This is a genomic window from Streptomyces sp. DH10, assembly GCF_029813805.1.
Taxonomy (GTDB): Bacteria; Actinomycetota; Actinomycetes; order Streptomycetales; family Streptomycetaceae; genus Streptomyces; species Streptomyces coeruleofuscus.
Genome location: NZ_JARVKU010000035.1, coordinates 37,116 through 58,100, shown reverse-complemented (window position 1 = coordinate 58,100; position 20,985 = coordinate 37,116). Strand labels below are relative to the sequence as shown.

At 71.2% G+C, this 20,985-nt stretch carries 21 protein-coding genes and 1 pseudogene; 15 read left to right on the top strand and 7 right to left on the bottom strand.

Features of this window, described 5'->3' with window-relative positions; translation table 11 throughout:
- Both QC385_RS41120 and QC385_RS41115 read left to right on the top strand, forming a co-directional pair.
- Positions 1-801 (top strand): annotated as a pseudogene (locus QC385_RS41120) (serine/threonine protein kinase); the annotation flags it as partial.
- 131 nt (positions 802-932) lie between these two features.
- Positions 933-2,477, top strand: a complete 1,545-nt coding sequence (locus QC385_RS41115; RefSeq protein ID WP_279546523.1) for a substrate-binding domain-containing protein — start codon at positions 933-935, stop codon at positions 2,475-2,477.
- A gap of 15 nt (positions 2,478-2,492) precedes the next feature.
- Here QC385_RS41115 and QC385_RS41110 read toward each other — a convergent pair whose 3' ends face one another.
- Entirely contained in the window at positions 2,493-3,248 is a 756-nt protein-coding gene (locus QC385_RS41110; RefSeq protein ID WP_279546522.1) for an SLATT domain-containing protein, read from the bottom strand.
- A gap of 243 nt (positions 3,249-3,491) precedes the next feature.
- Between QC385_RS41110 and QC385_RS41105 the strand changes: the two genes are divergently transcribed.
- The 3 genes from QC385_RS41105 (at position 3,492) to QC385_RS41095 (ending at position 5,184) form a co-directional block, all read left to right on the top strand.
- Complete coding sequence (locus QC385_RS41105) at positions 3,492-3,833, top strand: YbaB/EbfC family nucleoid-associated protein (RefSeq protein ID WP_086848809.1); 342 nt, start codon at positions 3,492-3,494, stop codon at positions 3,831-3,833.
- A gap of 99 nt (positions 3,834-3,932) precedes the next feature.
- The gene (gene recR / locus QC385_RS41100) at positions 3,933-4,532 is read left to right on the top strand and encodes a recombination mediator RecR (RefSeq protein WP_279546521.1); all 600 of its coding nucleotides are present in this window, start codon (positions 3,933-3,935) and stop codon (positions 4,530-4,532) included.
- Positions 4,525-5,184 carry a DUF5063 domain-containing protein gene (locus tag QC385_RS41095; RefSeq protein ID WP_279546520.1) on the top strand — a complete coding sequence of 220 codons (660 nt, stop codon included), beginning with the start codon at positions 4,525-4,527 and terminating at the stop codon, positions 5,182-5,184. Before recR ends, QC385_RS41095 begins: the two co-directional genes overlap by 8 nt.
- A 34-nt stretch (positions 5,185-5,218) precedes the next feature.
- On the opposite strand, the gene QC385_RS41090 is transcribed toward QC385_RS41095, so the two are convergent.
- Positions 5,219-5,620 carry a hypothetical protein gene (locus QC385_RS41090; RefSeq protein ID WP_279546519.1) on the bottom strand — a complete coding sequence of 134 codons (402 nt, stop codon included), beginning with the start codon at positions 5,618-5,620 and terminating at the stop codon, positions 5,219-5,221.
- Positions 5,621-5,767: 147 nt separating this feature from the next.
- Here QC385_RS41090 and QC385_RS41085 point away from each other — a divergent pair, with 147 nt between their 5' ends.
- The 4 genes from QC385_RS41085 to QC385_RS41070 all read left to right on the top strand — a co-directional run bounded on the left by QC385_RS41085 (position 5,768) and on the right by QC385_RS41070 (position 8,574).
- Positions 5,768-6,520, top strand: a complete 753-nt coding sequence (locus QC385_RS41085) for a helix-turn-helix domain-containing protein (protein WP_279546518.1) — start codon at positions 5,768-5,770, stop codon at positions 6,518-6,520.
- Positions 6,517-6,699 (top strand): DUF397 domain-containing protein, encoded by a 183-nt coding sequence (locus tag QC385_RS41080; protein WP_279546517.1) that lies wholly within the window; start codon positions 6,517-6,519, stop codon positions 6,697-6,699. The genes QC385_RS41085 and QC385_RS41080 overlap by 4 nt, the downstream gene beginning before the upstream one ends.
- Positions 6,700-7,045: 346 nt before the next feature.
- Positions 7,046-7,945, top strand: coding sequence for a hypothetical protein (locus QC385_RS41075; RefSeq protein ID WP_336621352.1), 900 nt, complete (start codon positions 7,046-7,048; stop codon positions 7,943-7,945).
- A 50-nt stretch (positions 7,946-7,995) separates the two neighbouring features.
- On the top strand, positions 7,996-8,574 hold the full coding sequence (locus tag QC385_RS41070; protein ID WP_279546515.1) for a Uma2 family endonuclease: 579 nt from the start codon (positions 7,996-7,998) through the stop codon (positions 8,572-8,574).
- Positions 8,575-8,586: 12 nt separating this feature from the next.
- On the opposite strand, the gene QC385_RS41065 is transcribed toward QC385_RS41070, so the two are convergent.
- Complete coding sequence (locus QC385_RS41065; protein ID WP_279546514.1) at positions 8,587-9,426, bottom strand: PhzF family phenazine biosynthesis protein; 840 nt, start codon at positions 9,424-9,426, stop codon at positions 8,587-8,589.
- A 173-nt stretch (positions 9,427-9,599) separates the two neighbouring features.
- Here QC385_RS41065 and QC385_RS41060 point away from each other — a divergent pair, with 173 nt between their 5' ends.
- Positions 9,600-10,127: an SgcJ/EcaC family oxidoreductase gene (locus tag QC385_RS41060; RefSeq protein WP_279546513.1), complete on the top strand. Its 528-nt coding sequence runs from the start codon at positions 9,600-9,602 to the stop codon at positions 10,125-10,127.
- Here QC385_RS41060 and QC385_RS41055 read toward each other — a convergent pair.
- Both QC385_RS41055 and QC385_RS41050 read right to left on the bottom strand, forming a co-directional pair.
- Complete coding sequence (locus tag QC385_RS41055; RefSeq protein ID WP_279546512.1) at positions 10,093-11,478, bottom strand: sensor histidine kinase; 1,386 nt, start codon at positions 11,476-11,478, stop codon at positions 10,093-10,095. The genes QC385_RS41060 and QC385_RS41055 overlap by 35 nt on opposite strands.
- Complete coding sequence (locus QC385_RS41050; RefSeq protein ID WP_279546511.1) at positions 11,475-12,215, bottom strand: response regulator transcription factor; 741 nt, start codon at positions 12,213-12,215, stop codon at positions 11,475-11,477. The genes QC385_RS41055 and QC385_RS41050 overlap by 4 nt, the downstream gene beginning before the upstream one ends.
- Before the next feature lie 235 nt (positions 12,216-12,450).
- Between QC385_RS41050 and QC385_RS41045 the strand changes: the two genes are divergently transcribed.
- From QC385_RS41045 to QC385_RS41030, 4 genes are all read left to right on the top strand, one after another.
- Entirely contained in the window at positions 12,451-13,728 is a 1,278-nt protein-coding gene (locus tag QC385_RS41045) for an aspartate kinase (RefSeq protein ID WP_279546510.1), read from the top strand.
- Positions 13,728-14,813 (top strand): aspartate-semialdehyde dehydrogenase, encoded by a 1,086-nt coding sequence (locus QC385_RS41040; protein WP_279546509.1) that lies wholly within the window; start codon positions 13,728-13,730, stop codon positions 14,811-14,813. The genes QC385_RS41045 and QC385_RS41040 overlap by 1 nt, the downstream gene beginning before the upstream one ends.
- 531 nt (positions 14,814-15,344) lie before the next feature.
- The gene (locus QC385_RS41035; RefSeq protein ID WP_279546526.1) at positions 15,345-15,920 is read left to right on the top strand and encodes a SigE family RNA polymerase sigma factor; all 576 of its coding nucleotides are present in this window, start codon (positions 15,345-15,347) and stop codon (positions 15,918-15,920) included.
- Positions 15,921-16,036: 116 nt separating this feature from the next.
- Positions 16,037-17,083 carry a hypothetical protein gene (locus tag QC385_RS41030; protein WP_443033111.1) on the top strand — a complete coding sequence of 349 codons (1,047 nt, stop codon included), beginning with the start codon at positions 16,037-16,039 and terminating at the stop codon, positions 17,081-17,083.
- Between the two features lie 109 nt (positions 17,084-17,192).
- On the opposite strand, the gene QC385_RS41025 is transcribed toward QC385_RS41030, so the two are convergent.
- Both QC385_RS41025 and QC385_RS41020 read right to left on the bottom strand, forming a co-directional pair.
- Positions 17,193-17,987, bottom strand: a complete 795-nt coding sequence (locus tag QC385_RS41025; RefSeq protein WP_279546507.1) for an SURF1 family protein — start codon at positions 17,985-17,987, stop codon at positions 17,193-17,195.
- A gap of 89 nt (positions 17,988-18,076) precedes the next feature.
- Positions 18,077-18,901 (bottom strand): class I SAM-dependent methyltransferase, encoded by an 825-nt coding sequence (locus tag QC385_RS41020; RefSeq protein ID WP_279546506.1) that lies wholly within the window; start codon positions 18,899-18,901, stop codon positions 18,077-18,079.
- Between the two features lie 99 nt (positions 18,902-19,000).
- Here QC385_RS41020 and QC385_RS41015 point away from each other — a divergent pair, with 99 nt between their 5' ends.
- Entirely contained in the window at positions 19,001-20,860 is a 1,860-nt protein-coding gene (locus QC385_RS41015) for a S9 family peptidase (protein ID WP_279546505.1), read from the top strand.
- Positions 20,861-20,985 lie beyond the last annotated feature (125 nt).

The window sequence follows — 20,985 nt, the reverse complement described above, 5'->3', positions numbered from 1 at the left end:
GGCGCCCCGTCCCACCCCCAGACGCCCCCGCCCCCCTATCCGGCGTACGGCTATCCCCAGCAGCACCCCCAGCCCGGCGCGCACGGCGCCGCCCCGCCCTTCCACCCCGCCTACGGCGGCCTCGGCTCCACACCGCCCCACGGTCCGCCGCCGTACGGCACGGGCCAGCCCTACGGCCAGACCCCGCCCTACGGCCCGACCCCGCCCTACGGTCCGCCGCAGGAGCCGGTGCGAAGAGACGGCCGTTCCACCGCGCTGCTCGTCGTGATCGCCCTGGTCGTCGCGCTGGCCGCGGGCGGCTCGGTCTACGCGCTGATGCAGGGCGGCGACGGCGACCGGGCCGGCGGCGACCCCACCCCCACGCAGAGCACCGACGCGCCCCCGACCACGCCGGGCCCGTCCCCGAAGACCTCGCAGCCGGACACCTCCGTCTCCCCGGCGGACGGTTCGATCCCGACGGCGTACCTGGGCACCTGGGCCACGACCATCGACAACGCCGACGGAGCGCACAGCCGCTCGCTGACCATCCAGCAGGGCGAGCCGGGCGACACGGTCCTGTCCCTCGTGGCGGACGGCCCGACCAAGGGCGGCGGCAGCTACCACTGCGTGTTCGAGGGCCGGCTGACCACGGCCCCCGGCGCCGGCGGCGCACTGAAGATCGGTCCGTCCACCGTGAGGGTCGGGCAACCGCGCAGCGCGTGCACGCCGGGCGCGGCCAGCGAGGTCACCCTCCTCCCGGACGGCACGCTCCAGCGCGTCAACACGAGCAGCGGGGAGCGGCTGACGTACACGAGGCAGTGACCAACTCGCGGTTCCCGTGAGGCCGTTGAACGTAGGGCGAATTCCGGCCGACGGATTCCGGATACCCGCTCGTACGGCCGTACGGTGGGCGGACGATCGATTTCGTCCGGGCGGCGGCGGGGGCACCGACGATGGAGTGGCTGAGCGCGGAGAACCTCGTGGCCGTCGCGACGGCCGTCCTCGGCGTCATCGCCTCGGGCGTCATGGTCTGGTACGAACGCCGGGTGCCGCGCCGCAAACGGATCGGCTACCGCGTGCAGATGGACAACCCCATCGGCGACGACGTGCGCTCGGGCCGCGCCAACCGCCGGCTGGGGCTGTTCGACGAGGCGCCCGACATGACGGACGCGACCCTGGTTCTGCTGCGCATCGAGAACGACGGCTCACTGGCCATCGACCGCGACGACTACACGGGCCCCGAGGTCCACGGCCTCACCGCGGTGTTCACCGACCGCACCATCCGCGGGGTGTCGGTCACCCAGCCCTCCGACACCGACCACCTCATGGACCACTTCACCGCGGCCCGGGGCTTCGCCTACGAGGACAACGCGCTGCGCATCCCGCGCGTCCCGCTCAATCGCGGCGACTACTTCAAGCTCCTCGTGCTGCTGTCCGGCGGCGACGTGGGCCGCGAGGTCCGGCTGGTCGGGGGCCTGCGGGAGGGCGAGGTGCGCCCCAACCGCGCGGCCGCCCCGGACGACAAGCCACCGCTGTTCAGCCGGGCCGCCCGGCTGATCACCATCATGCTCACGCTGTGCGTGGTCACGCTGGCCGCGATCGTCGTCGCCCAGGACGACACCCCGCCCCCGATCGGCTGCGCGAGCGGCAGGCTCACCCTCACCGGTTCGACCGCGTTCGCGCCCGTCCTGCGCGAGGTGGCCGAGAAGTACGAGCGGGACTGCGGCGGCGACCCGGTCATCGACGTGGACCCGCACGGCTCGACGGCCGGGATACGGGAACTCGCGGCGGCCGGCGCGCAGGCGGCACGGAACGGGCAGGGGTCACCCCCGGTGGTGGCCCTGTCGGACGGCCCCAAGCCGGCCGGTCTGCCCGAACTGCGCGAGAACAGGGTGGCGTTGTCGGTCTTCGCGCTGGTGGTCAACGACGACGTGCGCCTGAAGAACCTCTCCACGAACGACGTACGGCGCCTCTACCGGGGCGAGATCCGCAACTGGCGGCAGCTCGGCGGCCCGGACCTGCCCGTACACCTGGTCAGCCGTGACGCCAACTCCGGGACGAGACAGGTGTTCCAGCGCCGGGTGCTGGGACGCGGCGAGATCGCCAACTCCTCCGTCGACTGCGTCCACAAGGACGACCCGACGGCGACCGTCATCCGCTGCGAACTCGACTCGACGGACCAGGTGCTGAGCACGGTCGCCGAACTCCCGGGCGCCATCGGCTACAGCGAACTCAACTTGGCCGCCCGCGCCAAGGGCCTGCACTCCCTGCGCCTGGACGGCGACCCCGCCTCCGCCGACGCCATCGAGGACGGCACCAGCGAATACCCCTACCGCGAGCTCGAGTACGCCTACACCTACGGCCGTCCCCCGGCCGACTCCCTGGCGTCGAGCTTCCTCACCTACCTCTCCCGCGGCAACGGCCAGGACGTCATCCGCACACACGGCCACCTGCCGTGCTGGACCCCGGAGGGCCTGACCCTGTGTGCGGAGGACTGACCCTCGATCCACCGGTCATCTCGGCTCCGGCGGCCGCTGGCGCGGCATGTTCGGCCGCGCACCGCCCCCCGGCGGCACGGAGAACCGTCCGGGGAAACCCCCCGCGTCACCCCCGCGCCCACCCCCCGGGAACGCCACCGCCTGCAACCCCACGGGCGCACCCCCGCTCCGGAACTCCCCCACCCACTCCGCCGTCTCTCCCCGCACCAGCTCGCTCACATCCTCGGAGAACCTCCGCAACACCCCCAGGCACCGCTCGGCCGCCTCGCTCGCCGTCCCCTCGGCCGGTCCCAGGACCTCCCGCACGCACTCCGCCGCCCAGTCGAACTGAAGTGCCTGCAACCGCCGCTGCACGGCCTGCGCGGTGGCCACGTCCCGCATCCAGCCCGACGTCACGCCGAAGTACCGGTCGACGGCCACACACGCCACCCCCAGCAGCAGCGCCAGACACCCCCAGGGCGCGATCCCGCCCGCGACCCCGGTCAGATCCAGCAGGGGAAGCGCGACACCGGTGATCGCCCCCACCGCGGCCCCGCAGCGCAGCACCCGCGCGCACCGCCGCTTCCACACCCGGTCCTCGAGATACCAGGCCGCCGTCCGGAGCGCCCCGCGCTCCACCCACCGGTACAGCTCGTCCAGCCGGACCGCCGGCTCCCCCCAGTCCCCGAGCGGGAAGGCCCGCCCGGTCAGATCGCCCGGCCGCAGCCGGGCCGCCCCCTCGCCCCGTCCGTCCTGAAGCGGCCCCTCGGGCTGCATCTCCGGCTGACCCACCCGGCACTCCCTACTGACCACGCTGCGTGACAAGTGGCACACACGACGCACACGCGCCGGACCCTTCCTACCCCCCAACGCGTGGCGAAGATGTAGCTTTCGCCGCTTTTCCGCCCGGAAGTATTCCTTGATCAGTTATAGGGCGCGAGGGAAACTCACTCGAAAGAGTGCTGGAGCGACGGCAGGCCCGACCACGTAGGCTCGTGCCGAACGGGAAAACGCGTACCGAGCAAGGAGCTGATCGTGATCCCCGGTGGTGGCCAGCCCAATATGCAGCAGCTGCTCCAGCAGGCCCAGAAGATGCAACAGGACCTGGCACAGGCGCAGGAGGAACTGGCGCAGACGGAGGTCGACGGCCAGGCGGGCGGCGGCCTCGTGACCGCGACCGTCACCGGCGCCGGCGAGCTGCGCAACCTGAGGATCGACCCGAAGGCGGTGGATCCGGAGGACACCGAGACCCTCGCCGATCTGGTCGTGGCGGCGGTGCAGGCGGCCAACGAGAACGCGCAGGCGCTCCAGCAGGAGAAGCTGGGCCCGCTCGCGCAGGGTCTGGGCGGCGGCGGCATCCCCGGTCTGCCGTTCTGAGACGCCTACCGCTTCCTCGGACGGGCGGCTGACAACTACGGTACGTACGGGAAGGCCGTACGGCGCGAACGACCTCGATGATCCACGAAAGGCAGTCCGTTGTACGAAGGCGTGGTCCAGGACCTGATCGACGAGCTGGGGCGGCTGCCCGGCGTCGGTCCCAAGAGCGCCCAGCGGATCGCCTTCCACATCCTCCAGGCGGAGCCCACGGACGTACGACGGCTCGCGCAGGCCCTCATGGAGGTCAAGGCGAAGGTCCGCTTCTGCGCGACCTGCGGCAACGTCGCGCAGGAGGAGCTGTGCAACATCTGCCGCGACGTCCGCCGCGACCCCGCCGTCATCTGCGTCGTCGAGGAACCGAAGGACGTCGTGGCGATCGAGCGCACGCGGGAGTTCCGGGGCCGCTACCACGTCCTGGGCGGCGCGATCAGCCCGATCGACGGGGTGGGGCCGGACGACCTGCGGATCAGGGAACTCCTGGCGCGCCTGGCCGACGGCACGGTCACGGAGCTCATCCTGGCCACGGACCCGAATCTCGAAGGCGAGGCCACCGCCACGTACCTCGCCCGCATGATCAAGCCCATGGGCCTGAAGGTCACCCGCCTGGCCAGCGGCCTCCCGGTGGGTGGCGACCTGGAATACGCGGACGAGGTGACCCTCGGTCGCGCCTTCGAGGGGAGACGACTCCTAGATGTCTGACGCCACGCTGCACGCGACCGACCAGAACCCGGATGACTTCGCCGTCCAGATCGCGGACCAGGTCGAGAGCTTCCTGGTCGCCGTCACGGAGATCGCGAAGGGCGACGAGCCGGAATCGGCCGTCCCCTTCCTCCTCCTGGAGGTCTCCCAGCTGCTCCTGGCCGGCGGCCGCCTCGGCGCGCACGAGGACATCGTGCCCGACGACCGCTACGAGCCCGACCCGGGCCCCGAGCCGGACGTCGACGAGCTCCGCGAGAACCTGGCGCGGCTCCTCGACCCCGTCGACGTCTACTCGGAGGTCTTCGACCCCTACGAGCCCCGCAAGGCGCCGGTGCCGGCCCGGATCTCCGACGACCTCACCGACGTCATCACCGACCTGCGCCACGGCATGGCCCATTACCGGGCGGGCCGCACCACGGAGGCCCTGTGGTGGTGGCAGTTCTCCTACTTCTCCAACTGGGGCTCCACCGCCTCAGCGTCCCTCCGGGCCCTCCAGTCGGTCCTCGCCCACGTCCGCCTCAACCAGCCCCTGGCCGCACTCGACGGCCTGGACACGGACCAGGACATGGGCGACGACACGCTGGAGATCGAGGCGGGCAGGGTGATGGCGGAGGAGATCGCGGAGCCGCTGGGGCTGCGCCCGGCCAAGTAGCCACCGACCCGCCGGGGCTGCCGCTGCCGTGACCTCACCGTCCCACGGCGGCGGCCAGCGCCCGTGCGTCGACGTACGGAGCGGTCGGCGTCGGCTCGCTGTACCACCTGAGCGGCCAGGTGTTCCCCTCCAGGGCCGGGATCCCGATGTAGGTGACGGTGACCGTACGCGGATCCCGCCCGCCCAGTTGCTGCACGCCGAGCGGCCAGTGCTGTCCGCGTACCGCCCCGGGCGCCAGCAGGAAGTACACCCACCGCGGCCCGCTCGCCTCACACACGATCGGCCCCGCGTCCCCGTCCGCCGCCTCGATCAGCCACTCGGCGACCAGTTCCCCGCGCAGGCCTTCGACCCGGACCGCGTCGAAGTGCACACCCGCGACGTGGAGTTGATGACCTGCCGCCGGGACCCACTCAGGGCGGTGAATTGCGTTCGTCATGGCCACACACTCGTACTCATGCGGCTACTTTCGGTAGCGACTGTTGTGGTACACGCCGTGGTGTAGCCGTCGGAGGTGGGCGCTGTGTCGGGCCAGTACAACTCCAATTCCCAGCCGCCAGTCGCCTGGCGATACAGCGGGAACCAGATGAAGCGCTGGCGTACGAAGGCGAACGTCAGCCGGGAGGAACTGGCCGCCGCCGCCAACTACTCCCTGGACACCATCAAGTCCATGGAGCAGGGCGTACGTATGCCGACGCCACGCGCCCTCGACGCGGCCGACGAGTTGTGCGGGGCCGAGGGCTTTCTGAGCGCGGCCAAGGAGTACCTACAGCGGGAGAAGTTCCCGGCGCGGGCGCAGGACTTCATGGAGAGGGAGCGGGAGGCCATCAGTATGTGGTGGTACGAAGTCTCGCTCGTCCCCGGGCTGTTGCAGACGAAGGAGTACGCGCGAGCGCTCATCGAGAACCGCATCCCGCCCTTGGACGAGGAGACGGTGGAGGAGCGGATCGCGGCTCGTATGGAGCGGCAGGCCATCCTGACCGAGCGGAAGCCGCCCGTGGGGCTGAGCTTCGTTCTCTACGAGGCCGTACTACGCAGCCCTCTGGTGGACACTCATCAACTGCGTCACCTTCTGGACGTTTCCCGTCTGCGGAACGTCGTGGTGCAGGTGCTTCCCTTCGAACGGGCCACCTCAGCCGCGCTCCTGGGGCCCATGGTTCTGCTGGAAACTCGTGATCACGAGCGATTCGCCTTCACAGAAGGCCCACTGGCCAGTGAACTTTCGGCTGATCCGGGGGCTGTCAGCCGAGTTACCGAGCGAATTAGCATGATCCGTACGCAGGCTCTCGACCCCGACGGGTCGGCCCGTTTCATCGAACGGATGGTGGATCAGTCGTGAGCGACCAGCTGAAGTGGTTCAAGTCCAGCTACAGCGACGACGAGGGCGGCGCCTGCGTCGAAGTCGCCCTGTCCGCCGCCGTCCACGTCCGCGACTCCAAGACCCCCGCCGGCCCCGAGCTCCACGTCACCGTGCCCGCCTGGGCGGCGTTCGTCTCCGCAGTTCAGCCCGAGGCTTGAGCCTCGGGCTTCGAGCCCTTCCATGGGCTTCTGGGCTGGGAAAATCCAACCCAACCAACCAAGCGTGTAGGTGAGTTGCAGCAGCCTACCTCGAACGGGTGACGTTCCGTGACCAGCTTGCGCCGCAGCGTGAAGCACCTCTAGGTTCGCGGCAATAGATCGGCCCCGGTCGGTGCGCCAACACCGGCTCCGGGGCCTGGACCTACGGATCGAAAGCGACTCGATCGTGGCTTGCTCCCACCCTAGTCCCGCCCTGCCGTCCCCGTCCCACCCGATGGCCAAATCGGGCTACGGCAAACGCCCCGCGGGTGACGAAGACCCGCACGCGGACCCGGACTTCGTACACTTGAGCCCACGCGACCGCGAGATCGCCGTCTTCGTCGACCATCTCGAAGAGGGCCACGCGATGGGCTACAAGGCGATCGCGTCCGTGCACCCCCGCTACGGCCAGCAGGCCGTGCGCACCTCGCTGAAGAGTCTGAGCGAGGCCGGCCACTCGCGGCAGATCCGGGAGCACATCACCGTCGAGGACAACTCGATGCGGTGGGTGACCCGGACGTACTGGTCCCGTACGCGCAGGTCACCGGAGTGGTGGGCGGAGTTCGCCCGGGAGCGTAAGGGCAGGATCGTGCCCGACGACTACCGGCCCGGGCTGGCCAGGACGGACGAGCCCGAGTCGCCCGCCGAAGAGCCCGCCCCGGAAGCCGAACCTCAGCCCCGCACTGCCTACCGCACCCTCGCCGACGTCCGCGAGGCGGACCCCCGTATGTCCCTGTCCGAGTCCGACTGCCGGTCCCTCGAATCGCTCGTGGGGGAGTGGCTGTCGCGTGGCTCGACCCCCGAGGACGTCACCAAAGCACTGACCGACGGGCTGCCGCCCGCCGTGACCAACCCGGGCGGCCTCGCCCGCAGACGACTGGAGGACAAGATGCCCCCGAAGAAGGCGAAGATCCGGCAGAAGGCCGCACCGCGCCGGGCCCGCGTGGATCGCGTGGTCATGTGCTGCATCACCTGCGACGCGGACGAGCTGACCACGAAGATCGAGGGCGGCATGTGCCCGGACTGCCGCGCCGAGTACGAGGCGGACCTGGCGGCCGAGGCGGCCGGTGAGCTGGACGCCGGATACGTCCCCGACACGTTTCTGGCCAACCCGGATCCCGTGTACGAGGTCGTGGACGTCGCCCGCCGCGCGGCCGAGGTACGGGCCGCGGGCGGCCTGCGCTCGAAGGCCGAGAGGGCGCTGTGAGCGTGCAGGAGGCCCCGGCCAGGGCACCATGGAGTCGAGGAGGCGACGCCATGACCCCCAGGACCGAGCACCGGCCGCAGATGACCGTCGAGGAGTTCGAGGAGCTGGAACGCCATGCCCCGGAGACCGTGCGGCTGGAGTTCATCAACGGAAAGGTCGTGGTCAAGCCCATGGCGGACGGCAACCACCGCGAGATGATCGCGTGGCTGCAACGCGTGTGCATGCAACATCGCCCTGATCTGTGGCTGCACGCGGAGAGCGGGCTGAAGACGGAGCGTTACCGCAAGGGGCGCGCTCGTGCCGACGGAGTGCTCGTCCGGGTGGGTGGCCTCAAGGGCCAAGGGGAGTGGTCGGAAGCCGACGGCGCACTGATGGCGGTCGAGATCACGTCGTACGACTCCGACACGAACCAGCGCGACCGCGTCGAGAAGCCCGACGGTTACGCGGCAGCCGGCATCCCCGTCTACCTCCTCGTCGACCGGGACGACGCGTCGGTCGTCGTGTTCAACCAGCCCGAGAACGGCCGCTACCGCCACGAGGAGAAGCTGCCCTTCGGCGCCACCCTCAAGCTCCCCGAGCCGGTGAACTTCACCCTGGACACCGAGCCGCTCAAGGAGTTCGTCGACTGAGGCCGAGGCCTCTCAGAGCCGTACGGCCGCGCCGGTCACGCCGATGCCCGTGTCCGCCTCCGCCGGTACCGTCACCGTGATCGTGCTCGGCCGTCCCATGTCCACACCCTGGTGAATGGTCAGTGTCGCGGGGACCGGGACGAGCCCGAGTTCCCGCAGGTAGCCGCCGAACGCGGCGGCCGCCGCCCCCGTGGCCGGGTCCTCGACCACACCGCCGGGCGGGAACGGGTTGCGGGCGTGAAAGACCGTGGGGGACTCCCGCCAGACCAGGTCGATCGTGGTCCAGTCCCTGCGGGCCATGAGGGCGCCGAGCGCGGCCATGTCGTAGTCCAGGCCGTCGGCCAGCCGGTCCCGGCCCGCCGCGGCGATGACCGGGTGCCAGGCTCCGCCGAAGGCCGCCCGGGGCGGCAGCGCCGGGTCCAGGTTCCCGGCGGACCAGCCCAGAATCCCCAGCAGCTCGGCCAGGTCGGCTTCCCCGAGCGGTGCCGTACGCGGTGTGACGCTCACCAGGGTCGCCACGAGCGTGCCGTCGGCCGCCCGGTCGGTGGTGACGGTGACCGGGCCCGCCGCCGTGCGCAGCCGCAGGCGCCCGGTGCCGTGCCGCTCCGCGTGGGCGACGGCCGTGGCGATCGTCGCGTGGCCGCAGAAGGGCACCTCGGCGAGCGGGCTGAAGTACCGCACGTCCAGGGATCCGTCGCCGGACGGCACCACGAACGCCGTCTCGGAGTAGCCGACTTCGGCCGCCGTCGCCAGCATCGTCGCGTCGTCGGCCCCGGTGGCGTCGAGCACGACACCCGCGGGGTTGCCGCCCTTGGGATCCGTGCTGAACGCCACGTAGCGCAATATCTCCATGGACGGACAGTAGCGTCCGGCTCGACGCTCACGCTGTGAGTTTTGGGGGCACCTTGTACGGCCCCTGTACGTGGGCTGCACGGCCGCTAACCGGTGACAGGCGAGTCTGGAGTCACTTCCACCGCAGAAGAAGCGGAGGCAAGTCAACTCCCCTCGATGTCACTGGAGATGTCATGAACCGCCGCCCCGTACGCCGTCGCATAGCCGTCGCCACCGCCGTCGCCGCCCTGGCCGCCGGTACCTTCGCCCTCGGCGCCGGGGCCGCCGGAGCCGACTCGCGCGGCACGTCCGGGAAGAACTCCGCCAAGATGGCCACCGAGGCGCAGGTGCTCGGGCTCTTCGACCAGTGGAACGCGGCGCTGAAGACCGGCGATGCGCAGAAGGTCGCCGACCTGTACGCCAAGGACGCGGTCCTGCTGCCGACGGTCTCCGACAACGTCCGTACGGACAGAGCCGAGATCGTCGACTACTTCGAGCACTTCCTCCAGAACAAGCCGGTCGGCACGAAGATCGAGTCGGTCGTCAACGTCCTCGACCGTGACACCGTCATCGACACCGGGGTGTACGAGTTCGCGCTGACCGACCACGAGACGGGCGCGAAGAACACCGTCAAGGCCCGCTACACGTACGCCTACGAGAAGCAGGCCGACGGCAAGTGGCTGATCGTCAACCACCACTCCTCGAAGATGCCCGAGAGCTGACCGCCCGGAGGGTGATCGTCACGCACAGGCCGCCGCCGGGAGCGTCCGTCAGGGCCACGGTCCCGCCGTCGTCCGTCGCCAGTTGCTTGACGACGGCGAGACCGAGGCCGGAGCCGCCCTTGCCGGTCAGGCCCTGGCCCCGCCAGAAGCGGTCGAAGGCGCGGGACTTCTCGGCGTCCGACATACCGGGTCCCTCGTCCAGGACCGACACCCCCACCACGTCGCCCAGGGGGTCCACCCGAACGGTGATCGTCCCGCCGTCCGGTGAGACCTCCAGGGCGTTGGAGAGCACGTTGTCCAGCATCTGATCCAGATGACCGGGGCTGGACAGCACAGACGGCCGGCCGTCGGTACTCCCCCTGAGCGCGATGGTGACTCCGCGCTCGTCGGCGGCCGGCCTCCACACGGCGAGCCGCTCCCGCAGGATGTCCAGCAGCGGGAGCGGCTCGGCCGCCGTCACCTTCGCCTCGGCCCGGGCCAGCACCAGCAGGCCGTTGACCAGCCGGTTCATGCGTACGACCTCGGCGGTGGCCTGCTCCACGTCCTCCCGTACGAACTCGTCGTCCACACCGTCCGCGATGTTGTCCAGGGACAGCCGCAGGGCCGTGAGCGGGGTGCGCAACTGGTGCGAGGCGTCCGCCACGAAGATGCGCTGGGCCGCGATCAGCGTGTCCAGGCGTTCCGCGCCCTGGTTGAGGGTGCGCGCCAGCGTCTGGGTCTCCGGCGGGCCCGTCACGGGGGAGCGGGCGGTCAGGTCGCCGTCGCTGAACTTGCTCGCCATGTCGTTGAGCTGGCGCAGCGGGCGGGTCAGGCGCCGGGCCACCCCCACGCCGAGCAGGGCGGCCACCACGAGGACCAGCACCGCGAGGATCGCCCGGAAGCCCCAGATGGTCCACAGGCGGTCGGTCATCTCGTTCGTCGAGTAGACGATGCGCACGGCACCGACGACCCGGTCCTCGCCGGCCGTCTCGGCGGGAACCGTGATCACCAGATCGGGGCCCCAGATGAAGGAGGAGCCCCAGTCGGTCGTGGAGTCGTTCCGGTCGAGGGCCGCGGTCAGGGCCGCGTCCTCCGCGGGGCGGAGCAGACCCGGCGCGCAGCCCGGGGCGCCGGCCACCTGGACGTCGCCGGGCGTCTGGTCGGCGTACGCCTCGGCCATCTTCTGGAGCGCCTCGCACGAGGTGGAGTCGCCGTTGGCCAGAAGCAGGGCCATGGTCCTGGCCTCGCGCAGCACGGAATCCTCGGTGTCGCCCCGCAGCTGGGAGGTGAGCGAGAACGCCACCGGCACCGTGAACAGGGCGATGGCGATCGCGACGAGGAAGATGTAGCTGCGGACGAGCTGGCGGATCATGAGGCGTCGCTGCCCGTTCCGGTGCTCGGGTCGCCGCCGCCGTCCTTGTCGCCGCCGTCCTTGACGATCTCCAGCCGGAAGCCGACCCCGCGCACCGCCTCGATCGTGATCGCGCCCGCCAGCTTCCGCCGCAGCGCCGCCACGTGCACGTCGAGCGTCTTCGTCGGCCCGAACCAGTTCGCGTCCCAGACCGCTTCCATGATCTGCTCGCGCGACATCAGCGCCCCGGGCTCCTCGGTGAGGAAGGCCAGCAGGTCGTACTCCTTGGGCGCGAGGGCCACCTCCTCGCCGTCGAGCCGCACCCGGGCCGCCTTGCGGTCGACGGTCAGGCGGGGGCCGTAGCGGTCGGGGCCGTTCCCGGGCGCCCCGGCGGCGGGGCTGCGGGGCTGGGCGCGGCGCATGACCGCACGGATCCGGGCGATGACCTCGCGGACGCCGAACGGCTTGGAGACGTAGTCGTCCGCGCCGATCTCCAGGCCCACCACCCGGTCCGTCTCGTCGCTGCGGGCGCTGATCACGATGATCGGGACGTCGCCGCGCTCGCGCAGCGCCTTGCAGACGTCGAGGCCGTCGGTGTCGGGCAGGCCCAGGTCGAGCAGGACGACGTCGTAGGGGCTCGTGCGGTCGAGTGCCGCCCGGCCCGTGGTGACCCACTCGACCTCGAAGCCGTAGCGCTTCAGGCCGCGTCTGAGGGACTCGGCGACCGGTTCATCGTCTTCCACCAGGAGTACGCGCACAGGCGAACCCTAGTGCTTGAAAGTTGGGGCACAGGGTTCGGGGCGCGTGCAACTGTGACGCCGGGCACTTTCTCGCGTGGCCGGTGCCGAGATGGGCATGAGCAGCTCTGAGCGAGTACCCCGGAAGTCTCACCATGCGATATCGCGGAAGGGATTTTCGGACGCTCGTTAGACTGAGCCGACCGCGGTACGAATGCGTATGAGCGGATAGAGACGGATTGAGCGAGGAGCGCACGTGGGCCTTGTCGTGCAGAAGTACGGAGGCTCCTCCGTAGCCGATGCCGAGGGCATCAAGCGCGTCGCCAAGCGAATCGTGGAAGCGAAGCAGAACGGCAACCAGGTGGTTGCCGTCGTTTCCGCGATGGGCGACACGACGGACGAGCTGATCGATCTCGCCGAGCAGGTTTCCCCGATGCCTGCCGGGCGCGAGCTCGACATGCTGCTGACCGCCGGAGAGCGGATCTCCATGGCACTGCTGGCCATGGCGATCAAAAAGCTGGGCCACGAGGCCCAGTCGTTCACCGGCAGCCAGGCAGGTGTCATCACCGACTCGGTCCACAACAAAGCCCGGATCATCGACGTCACGCCGGGCCGGATCAAGACCTCGGTGGACGAGGGCAACATCGCGATCGTCGCCGGTTTCCAGGGCGTCAGCCAGGACACCAAGGACATCACCACCCTCGGCCGCGGCGGCTCCGACACCACGGCGGTGGCCCTCGCCGCCGCCCTCGACGCCGATGTGTGCGAGATCTACACCGACGTCGACGGCGTGTTCACCGCCGACCCGCGTGTGGTGAAGAAGGCCCGGAAGATCGACTGGATCTCCTTCGAGGACATGCTCGAACTGGCGGCATCCGGGTCGAAGGTGCTGCTCCACCGCTGCGTGGAGTACGCCCGCAGGTACAACATCCCGATCCACGTCCGGTCCAGCTTCAGCGGACTTCAGGGCACCTGGGTCAGCAGCGAGCCGATTACGCAAGGGGACAAGCAGGTGGAGCAGGCTCTCATCTCCGGTGTCGCGCACGACACCTCCGAGGCCAAGGTCACGGTCGTCGGCGTGCCGGACAAGCCGGGCGAGGCGGCCGCGATCTTCCGGACGGTCTCGGACGCCGAGATCAACATCGACATGATCGTGCAGAACGTGTCCGCCGCCTCCACGGGTCTGACGGACATCTCCTTCACGCTCCCCAAGGCCGAGGGCCGCAAGGCCATCGACGCCCTGGAGAAGAACAAGGGCGGCATCGGCTTCGACTCCCTGCGCTACGACGACCAGATCGGCAAGATCTCCCTCGTCGGCGCCGGGATGAAGACCAACCCGGGTGTCACGGCCGACTTCTTCAAGGCGCTGTCCGACGCCGGTGTGAACATCGAGCTGATCTCGACCTCCGAGATCCGCATCTCGGTCGTCACGCGCGCCGACGACGTGCCCGAGGCCGTCCGTGCCGTGCACACCGCGTTCGGGCTCGACTCCGACAGCGACGAGGCCGTCGTCTACGGAGGCACCGGCCGCTGATGACCGGTCTCCGACGGGCCGACCGGCCCGGCCGGTCCGAGCGCCCGACGCTCGCCGTCGTGGGAGCGACCGGGGCCGTCGGCACGGTCATGCTCCAGATCCTGTCCCAGCGGGCGGACGTCTGGGGCGAGATCCGACTGGTCGCCTCCCCGCGCTCGGCCGGCCGCAAGCTGGCCGTGCGCGGCGAGGAGACCGAGGTCGTGGCGCTCACCGAGGAGGCCTTCGACGGGGTCGACGTCGCCATGTTCGACGTCCCCGACGAGGTCGCCGAGCGGTGGGCGCCCCTGGCCGCCGCCAAGGGCGCGGTGGTGGTCGACAACTCCGGCACGTTCCGGATGGACCCGGACGTGCCGCTCGTCGTGCCCGAGGTCAACCCGCACGCCGTACGGATGCGCCCGCGCGGCATCATCGCCAACCCCAGCTGCACGACGCTCTGCATGATCGTGGCCCTGGGCGCGCTGCACGCCGAGTTCGGGCTGCGCGAGTTGGTGGTCAGCTCGTACCAGGCGGTCAGCGGCGCCGGCCGCGCGGGCGTGGCGACGCTGCGGCAGCAGCTCTCCCTGGTCGCCGGCACGGAGCTGGGGACCAGCCCCGGAGACGTACGGCGGGCCGTGGGCGACGGCACCGGGCCGTTTCCGGAGCCGGTCGCGCTGAACGTCGTGCCGTGGGCCGGGTCGCCGCGCGAGGACGGCTGGTCGTCGGAGGAGCTGAAGGTCCGCGACGAGTCCCGCAAGATCCTCGGTCTGCCCGGCCTGCCCGTGGCCGTCACCTGCGTCCGCGTTCCGGTGATCACCACGCATTCGCTGACCGTGCACGCCCGCTTCGAGGGCGAGGTCACCGTCGGCAAGGCCCGCGAGATCCTCGCCACGGCGCCCGGGGTCGTGCTGTTCGACAACCCGGCCGCCGGGGAGTTCCCGACGCCCGCCGACGTGGTCGGCACCGACCCGACGTGGGTCGGGCGGGTGCGCCGGGCGCTGGACGACCCGACGGCTCTCGAACTGTTCGTGTGCGGGGACAACCTGCGCAAGGGCTCCGCGCTCAACACCGCCCAGATCGCCGAACTGGTGGCCGCCGAACTCTCGTGACGTGCCGGGCCGGTGGCCGCCGACCGGTTTCGAGAAGTTTCGCCACGCCGGAAACCCCCGGCCGCTGTCATAGGCGGTTTGTAGGATCTGTGCACGACATGTGAGCCGGTCGATGGTCCGGACCACTTGTCCCGAACCCGATCGGCATCCGAGGATTTACCTCCCCGCCCTCCGCAACCGCGCGGAGGGCGGGGAGCGTCTTTGCGGTCGCCCTTCCGGGCCGCGGGACACATACAGGCGTGGGGACGCCTGGAACCGGGCGTGGGGACGCCCGTTCATATCTGGACATAGGGGAAGAGCGGGACGCATGAGGGCATTTGATGCACCATCGGTTGTGCTGCCTGACGCGGGTAGACCTTCGGCAGCGAAGGTCGGCGTGAAAGTGATGCCCGGCGCGTACAACCCTGACAGGGGTGAGCGTGTCCAACAGGCGTGGCAGAGGTACTCGACTTCAGCGCGGCACGCGGCACGGTCATCCGACCGCCCCGTCCGGCGGCTCTACGACCCCGCATGTCCGGTACGCCCGGCGGCATGCCGGTGATCGCGCCCGTGCCCGCAGCGCGGCCGGCCCGCATCCCGAACCAGCGTGAAGGCGCCGAGGACGGTGTCGCGGCCGGGACCACCGTCGACCACCTCACCGAGACCTACCGGGCGCACTACCGCTCGCTGCTCGGTCTCGCCGCCCTCCTCCTCGACGACACCGCCTCCTGCGAGGACGTCGTCCAGGAGGCCTTCATCCGCGTCCACTCGGCCCGCAAGCGGGTCCGCGACCCCGAGAAGACCCTGGCGTACCTGCGTCAGACGGTCGTCAACCTGTCGCGCTCGGCGCTGCGCCGCCGCATCCTCGGCCTGAAGCTGCTGTCGAAGCCCATGCCCGACATGGCGAGCGCCGAGGAAGGCGCCTACGACCAGCTGGAGCGCGACTCCCTCATCAAGGCGATGAAGGGCCTCCAGCGCCGCCAGCGCGAGGTGCTGGTGCTGCGCTACTTCGCGGACATGACCGAGGCCCAGGTCGCCGAGACCCTCGGCATATCCCTGGGCTCGGTCAAGGCGTACGGCTCGCGCGGTATCGCGGCGCTCAGGCTGGCCATGGAGTCGCCGGTATGAGCGACGGCGACGGCGCGCGCCGCGACGGGCGCGACCGGCACGAGCCCTTCGAGTGGCACGAGCCGACAAAGCTGCACGGGCAAGATCCGAAGCAATCGCACGCTGGGAACGGAACTGTGAACCACGGCCTGGACGAACAGAGCCCCGAAGGGCTCGAATCGGACGAGCTGGACCTGCGCAGGCTGCTGCACGATGCGGTGCAGGAGGTGGAGCCGCGCGACGGCACGCTGGACTATCTGCGGAAGGCGGTGCCCCAGCGGCGGACCCGCAAGCGGCAGGCCGTCGTCGGCATGGCGGCCGCCGCGCTGTTCATCGGCACGGCCGTCCCCGCCCTCGTGCACGTCTCCAACTCCACCGGCTCCGAGGCCAACCCGTCCGCGATCGGCCACGCTTCCGAGGCCCAGGGCGGCGTGAGCCAGGGCAAGGGCCCGGACGGCGGCGAGAGCACCGCGGGCAGCTCCCCCGGCAAGACCGAGGGCAAGGACAAGGACGACAAGAAGCAGAAGGACAAGGAAGGCAAGAGCCCCGGCGTCTCGGCGGGAGCGTCCCAGGGGGCCGGCCCGTCCTCCACGGCCGCCGCCGGCATCCAGGCCTGCACCGCCGCCCAGCTCGGCCCCGCCGCCGGAAGCAGCGTCGCACCCGACTCCACCGGCGCGGTCTACGGCTCCTTCCGCGTCACCAACGTCTCGGCGGCGAGCTGCACGGTCACCGACCCCGGCTCGGTGGGCGCGCTGGCGCAGGGCGCCGCCGACGTCAGCAAGGTCGGCACGGCCCGTCACACGGCCGGGGACGCGGCGGCCGGCCTGCCCGACCCGTCCCTGGAGGCCGCCCAGCTGGTGCTGGCGCCGGGCGCCGCCTACGACGTGAAGTTCGCCTGGGTCCCCAGTGAGACCTGCCCCGTCCCCGGCGGCGACCCCGACCCCGACCCGGACCCCACTCCCGACCCCACCCCGACGGAGGGCAGCCCGGCCGCGGGCGGCACCTCCACCGGCGGCGACACGGGCACGGGTACGGCCCCGCAGCTGGCCAGGGAGGACGGCACGGTCGACGGCAGCGTGGCGGTGACGTACACACCGGCGACCGGCTCGGGCGCGGGCTCGGTGACGGTGTCCAACGCGTGCGCGGGGACGGTCTACTGGACGGGCGTACTGGCGGCGTCGTAGTCACGCCGAGCTGCGGGCAATCGTGCGGCTTGGGTCGGCGCCCGTCCCGAAGAAGCGGCACCCCGCTCCGCCGGGCCGCGGACCCACCCGCCCTCAGCAGCGACGCCGCCTACTTGGCAACGGCGTCCGCGGGGACAGGCTCCTCCTCCTGCACCAACCCCAGCTCCGCGTCCCGCGCGAACTCGATCTCGCGCCGCAGCAACCGGAACCACATGAAGATCACAAACCCCACGAAGGCGAACCACTCGGCGGTGTAACCGAGGTTCTGGAACGCCTTCAGGTCCAGCCCGGTGTCCGGCGGCGCACTCGCCGGCACCGCCTTCATCCCCGAGTCGCCCTTCGCCAACGTGACCCACGCGTCGTACACGTCGTACGGCACCAGGTTCACCAGAGACGCCGCGCTGATCGCCGCGGTCTGCCCGGCCGGCAGCCCGCCCTGCGCGCTGACGCCGTTGTCACCCGGTGTCTCGGACGCCTGGAGCGCCCCCGTGACCGTGACCTCACCGGCGGGCGGCGCGGGCGTCTTCGCCGCGTCGGCGGCACCGGGCAGCCAGCCGCGGACCACCGGCAGCGCCTCGCCCGAGTCGGTGCGCAGCAGCGTCAGGACGTAGAAGCCCTGCCTGTCGTCGAGCTTCCGGCCGGGCACCAGCAGCTGCTTGCCGTAGCGGCCGGTCGCGGTGACCTGCTTCCCGGACGTCGCCTTGGTCACCGGCAGCATCTCCCCGAGCGGCCGGGGCGCCTCGTGCCGGGCCTCGGAGACCTGCTCGGTCGCCGTGCGGTGGTCCTGCACACGGTCCTCGAACCGGCCCAGCTGCCAGGACCCCATGAAGATGCAGAAGGGGATGGACAGCAGCACGAAGACGTTGATCCCCCACCATCGGGGCGTCAGCAGAAACCGGTACACACCCTTACGGTACGGGTCTGCCGGGCGGGTCCGGCCTGCGGGGTCGGTACGACTCGCGGGCGCGAACGCCGCTCCCGGCCGTCGCCCGGTCAGTCCTTACGGGCCCGGATCGAGTACATCAGCGGGATCCGCGGCCGGCCTGCCGGGTAGCGGAAGTAGCCGTCCCGCCGCTCGAAGCACTCGAACCGCCGGAACAGCGAGACGTCGTGCTCGTGCAGGAACTCGATGCGCAGCCCGGCCGCCGCCAGCGCCGAGACGACCTCGCCGACCGGGTGCTGCCACTCCACGCGCCGGTTGTGGACGAACTCGGCGCCCTCGGCCGCGTACGAACCCGGGCTCTCCTCGACCCAGGCGTCCCGGGCGAAGTAGTCGTACATGATCCGCGAGCCGGTCTCGTCGTCCAGGACGTCGGTGAGCGGATGGAACTCGGAGAGGTACAGGAACCCGCCGGGCGCCACGAGCGCGGCGGCCGTCTCGGCCCAGCGCCCGATGTCCGGCAGCCAGCACAGCGCGCCGACGCCGGTGTAGACGATGTCGTACGACGGGTCCGGGACCGCGGTGGCCGCGTCGTACACGTCCGCCGCGACGAAGGCGGCCCGGTCCTGGCCGAGGCCGAGATCGCGCGCGAGGTCGCGGGCGATGTCGACCGCCGGTGCGGAGAAGTCGAGGCCGACGACGCGGGCGGCTCCGTGCCGGGCCCAGGACAGGGTGTCGAGGCCGATATGGCACTGGAGGTGCAGCAGCGAGCGGCCGGAGACGTCGCCGACCTCGGCGACCTCGAAGTCGCGCAGGGGGTCCTGGCCGGCCCGGAAGGCGTCGAGGCCGTAGAAATCGCCCGCCGCGTGCAGCGGGACGCGCTCGTCCCAGTGGGCACGGTTGGCTTCGTGCCAGTCGGCCGGCGTGGGGGAGTACATGGTCACTCCTGACCTGCTGGGAAGGGGGACCGGTGGAGGTTATCCACAGGCTGAGGACCTCGCCAGCGAATTGTCGGCGAGGGCGTGCAGTATGGGGCCATGACTGAGAGCAACGGATCCGACGCGCGGGATCAGCGGGACCAGCACGAGCAAGAGGTACAGGCGGGACGGCAGGAGCGGATGCCGGACTGGGAGAGGCGCTTCCGGGCGCCCCGGGTGTCCCTGCCCGACTGGGCGGAGGACGCGCCGGACCGCTCCCTGTTCGTGTCGAACGCGACGGGGACGTACGAGCTGTACGCGTGGGACCGCAAGACGGGCGAGCAGCGCCAGGTGACGGACCGGCCGAACGGCACGACGGACGGCGTGCTGTCACCGGACGGCGCCTGGATCTGGTGGTTCGACGACAAGGACGGTGACGAGTTCGGCGTCTGGCGCCGCCAGCCCTTCACGGGCGGCCCGGACGAACTCGCCGCCGAGGGCCTGGACGCCTCCTACCCCGCGGGCCTCGCCCTCGGCCGCGACGGGCGCACGGCGGTCGTCGGCCGCTCGACCGACGAGGACGGTACGACGATCCACCTCGTCCGCACCGGCGAGGACCCGGTGGAGATCTACCGCCACCGAGAGTCGGCCGGCGTCGGCGACCTCTCCCACGACGGCTCGCTCATCGCCATCGAGCACACCGAGCACGGCGACGCCATGCACTCCGCCCTGCGCGTCCTGCGCACCGACGGCACGCCGGTCGCCGACCTCGACGACACCGAGGGCGGTACGCGCGAGCTCGGCCTGGAGGTCCTCGGCTTCGCCCCCGTCGACGGCGACAGCCGACTCCTCATCGGCCATCAGCGCCGGGGCCGCTGGGAGCCCCTGGTCTGGGACGTCGCCTCCGGGGAGGAGACGGACCTGGCGCTGGAACTGCCGGGTGACGTCAGTGCCGAGTGGTACCCGGACGGCAGCGGCCTGCTCATCGCGCACAGCTTCGAGGCGCGCAGCGAGCTGTTCCGCTATGACCTGGCGAGCCGCGCCCTGACCGAGATCCCGACCCCGCCCGGCACGGTCTCCGGTGCCACGGCCCGGCCCGACGGCAGCGTGGAGTACCTGTGGTCCTCGGCCGCCGAGCCGTCGGCGGTCCGCTCCACGGCCGGCGGTGTCGTGCTCGACCCGCCCGGCATGAAGTCACCCGGCTCGGTGCCGGTGGAGGACGTGTGGGTGGAGGGCCCCGGCGGCCGCATCCACGCACTCGTCCAGAAGCCGCAGGGCACCACCGGCCCGCTCCCCACGGTCTTCGACATCCACGGCGGCCCGACCTGGCACGACAGCGACTCCTTCGCGGCGGGCCCGGCGGCGTGGGTCGATCACGGCTACGCGGTGATCCGGGTCAACTACCGCGGCTCGACGGGCTACGGCCGTGCCTGGACGGACGCCCTGAAGCACCGCGTGGGCCTCATCGAACTGGAGGACATCGCCGCGGTCCGCGAGTGGGCCGTCACCTCCGGCCTCGCGGACCCCGAGCGTCTCGTCCTGACCGGCGGTTCCTGGGGCGGCTACCTCACCCTCCTCGGCCTCGGCGTCCAGCCCGACGCGTGGGCCCTGGGCATCGCGGCGGTTCCCGTCGCCGACTACGTCACGGCGTACCACGACGAGATGGAAGCGCTGAAGGCGATGGACCGCACGCTCCTCGGCGGCACCCCCGAAGAGGTCCCCGACCGCTTCGAGGCCTCCTCCCCGCTCACCTACGTCGACCAGGTCAAGGCCCCGGTCTACATCTCCGCCGGCGTCAACGACCCCCGCTGCCCCATCCGCCAGATCGAGAACTACGTCAAGCGCCTGGAGGCGAGAGGAGCGGTCCACGAGGTGTACCGCTACGACGCCGGGCACGGGTCACTGGTGGTGGACGAGCGGATCAAGCAGGTACGGCTGGAGCTGGAGTTCGCGGAGAGGTACCTGAATCGACAGTCGTAACCCGCGGGCAGTCGTGCCTCCACCAGTGCCTTGAGGGCCTGGGAGGTGCCCCCAGGGCGGCACGGGTGGGCGCGGGCGGCACCCCGCTGCGCCGGGTTGCGCCACGCCCCGGCCTCAGCCCCAAC

What these genes read in the sequence shown, in the direction of transcription:
- QC385_RS41115 (WP_279546523.1), top strand. Translation starts at nt 933, where the DNA reads ATGGAGTGGCTGAGCGCGGAGAACCTCGTGGCCGTCGCGACGGCCGTC.
- QC385_RS41095 (WP_279546520.1), top strand. Translation starts at nt 4,525, where the DNA reads ATGTCTGACGCCACGCTGCACGCGACCGACCAGAACCCGGATGACTTC.
- QC385_RS41090 (WP_279546519.1), bottom strand. Translation starts at nt 5,620, where the DNA reads ATGACGAACGCAATTCACCGCCCTGAGTGGGTCCCGGCGGCAGGTCAT.
- QC385_RS41085 (WP_279546518.1), top strand. Translation starts at nt 5,768, where the DNA reads ATGAAGCGCTGGCGTACGAAGGCGAACGTCAGCCGGGAGGAACTGGCC.
- QC385_RS41070 (WP_279546515.1), top strand. Translation starts at nt 7,996, where the DNA reads ATGACCCCCAGGACCGAGCACCGGCCGCAGATGACCGTCGAGGAGTTC.
- QC385_RS41065 (WP_279546514.1), bottom strand. Translation starts at nt 9,426, where the DNA reads ATGGAGATATTGCGCTACGTGGCGTTCAGCACGGATCCCAAGGGCGGC.
- QC385_RS41060 (WP_279546513.1), top strand. Translation starts at nt 9,600, where the DNA reads ATGAACCGCCGCCCCGTACGCCGTCGCATAGCCGTCGCCACCGCCGTC.
- QC385_RS41055 (WP_279546512.1), bottom strand. Translation starts at nt 11,478, where the DNA reads ATGATCCGCCAGCTCGTCCGCAGCTACATCTTCCTCGTCGCGATCGCC.
- QC385_RS41040 (WP_279546509.1), top strand. Translation starts at nt 13,728, where the DNA reads ATGACCGGTCTCCGACGGGCCGACCGGCCCGGCCGGTCCGAGCGCCCG.
- QC385_RS41035 (WP_279546526.1), top strand. Translation starts at nt 15,345, where the DNA reads ATGCCGGTGATCGCGCCCGTGCCCGCAGCGCGGCCGGCCCGCATCCCG.
- QC385_RS41020 (WP_279546506.1), bottom strand. Translation starts at nt 18,901, where the DNA reads ATGTACTCCCCCACGCCGGCCGACTGGCACGAAGCCAACCGTGCCCAC.
- QC385_RS41015 (WP_279546505.1), top strand. Translation starts at nt 19,001, where the DNA reads ATGACTGAGAGCAACGGATCCGACGCGCGGGATCAGCGGGACCAGCAC.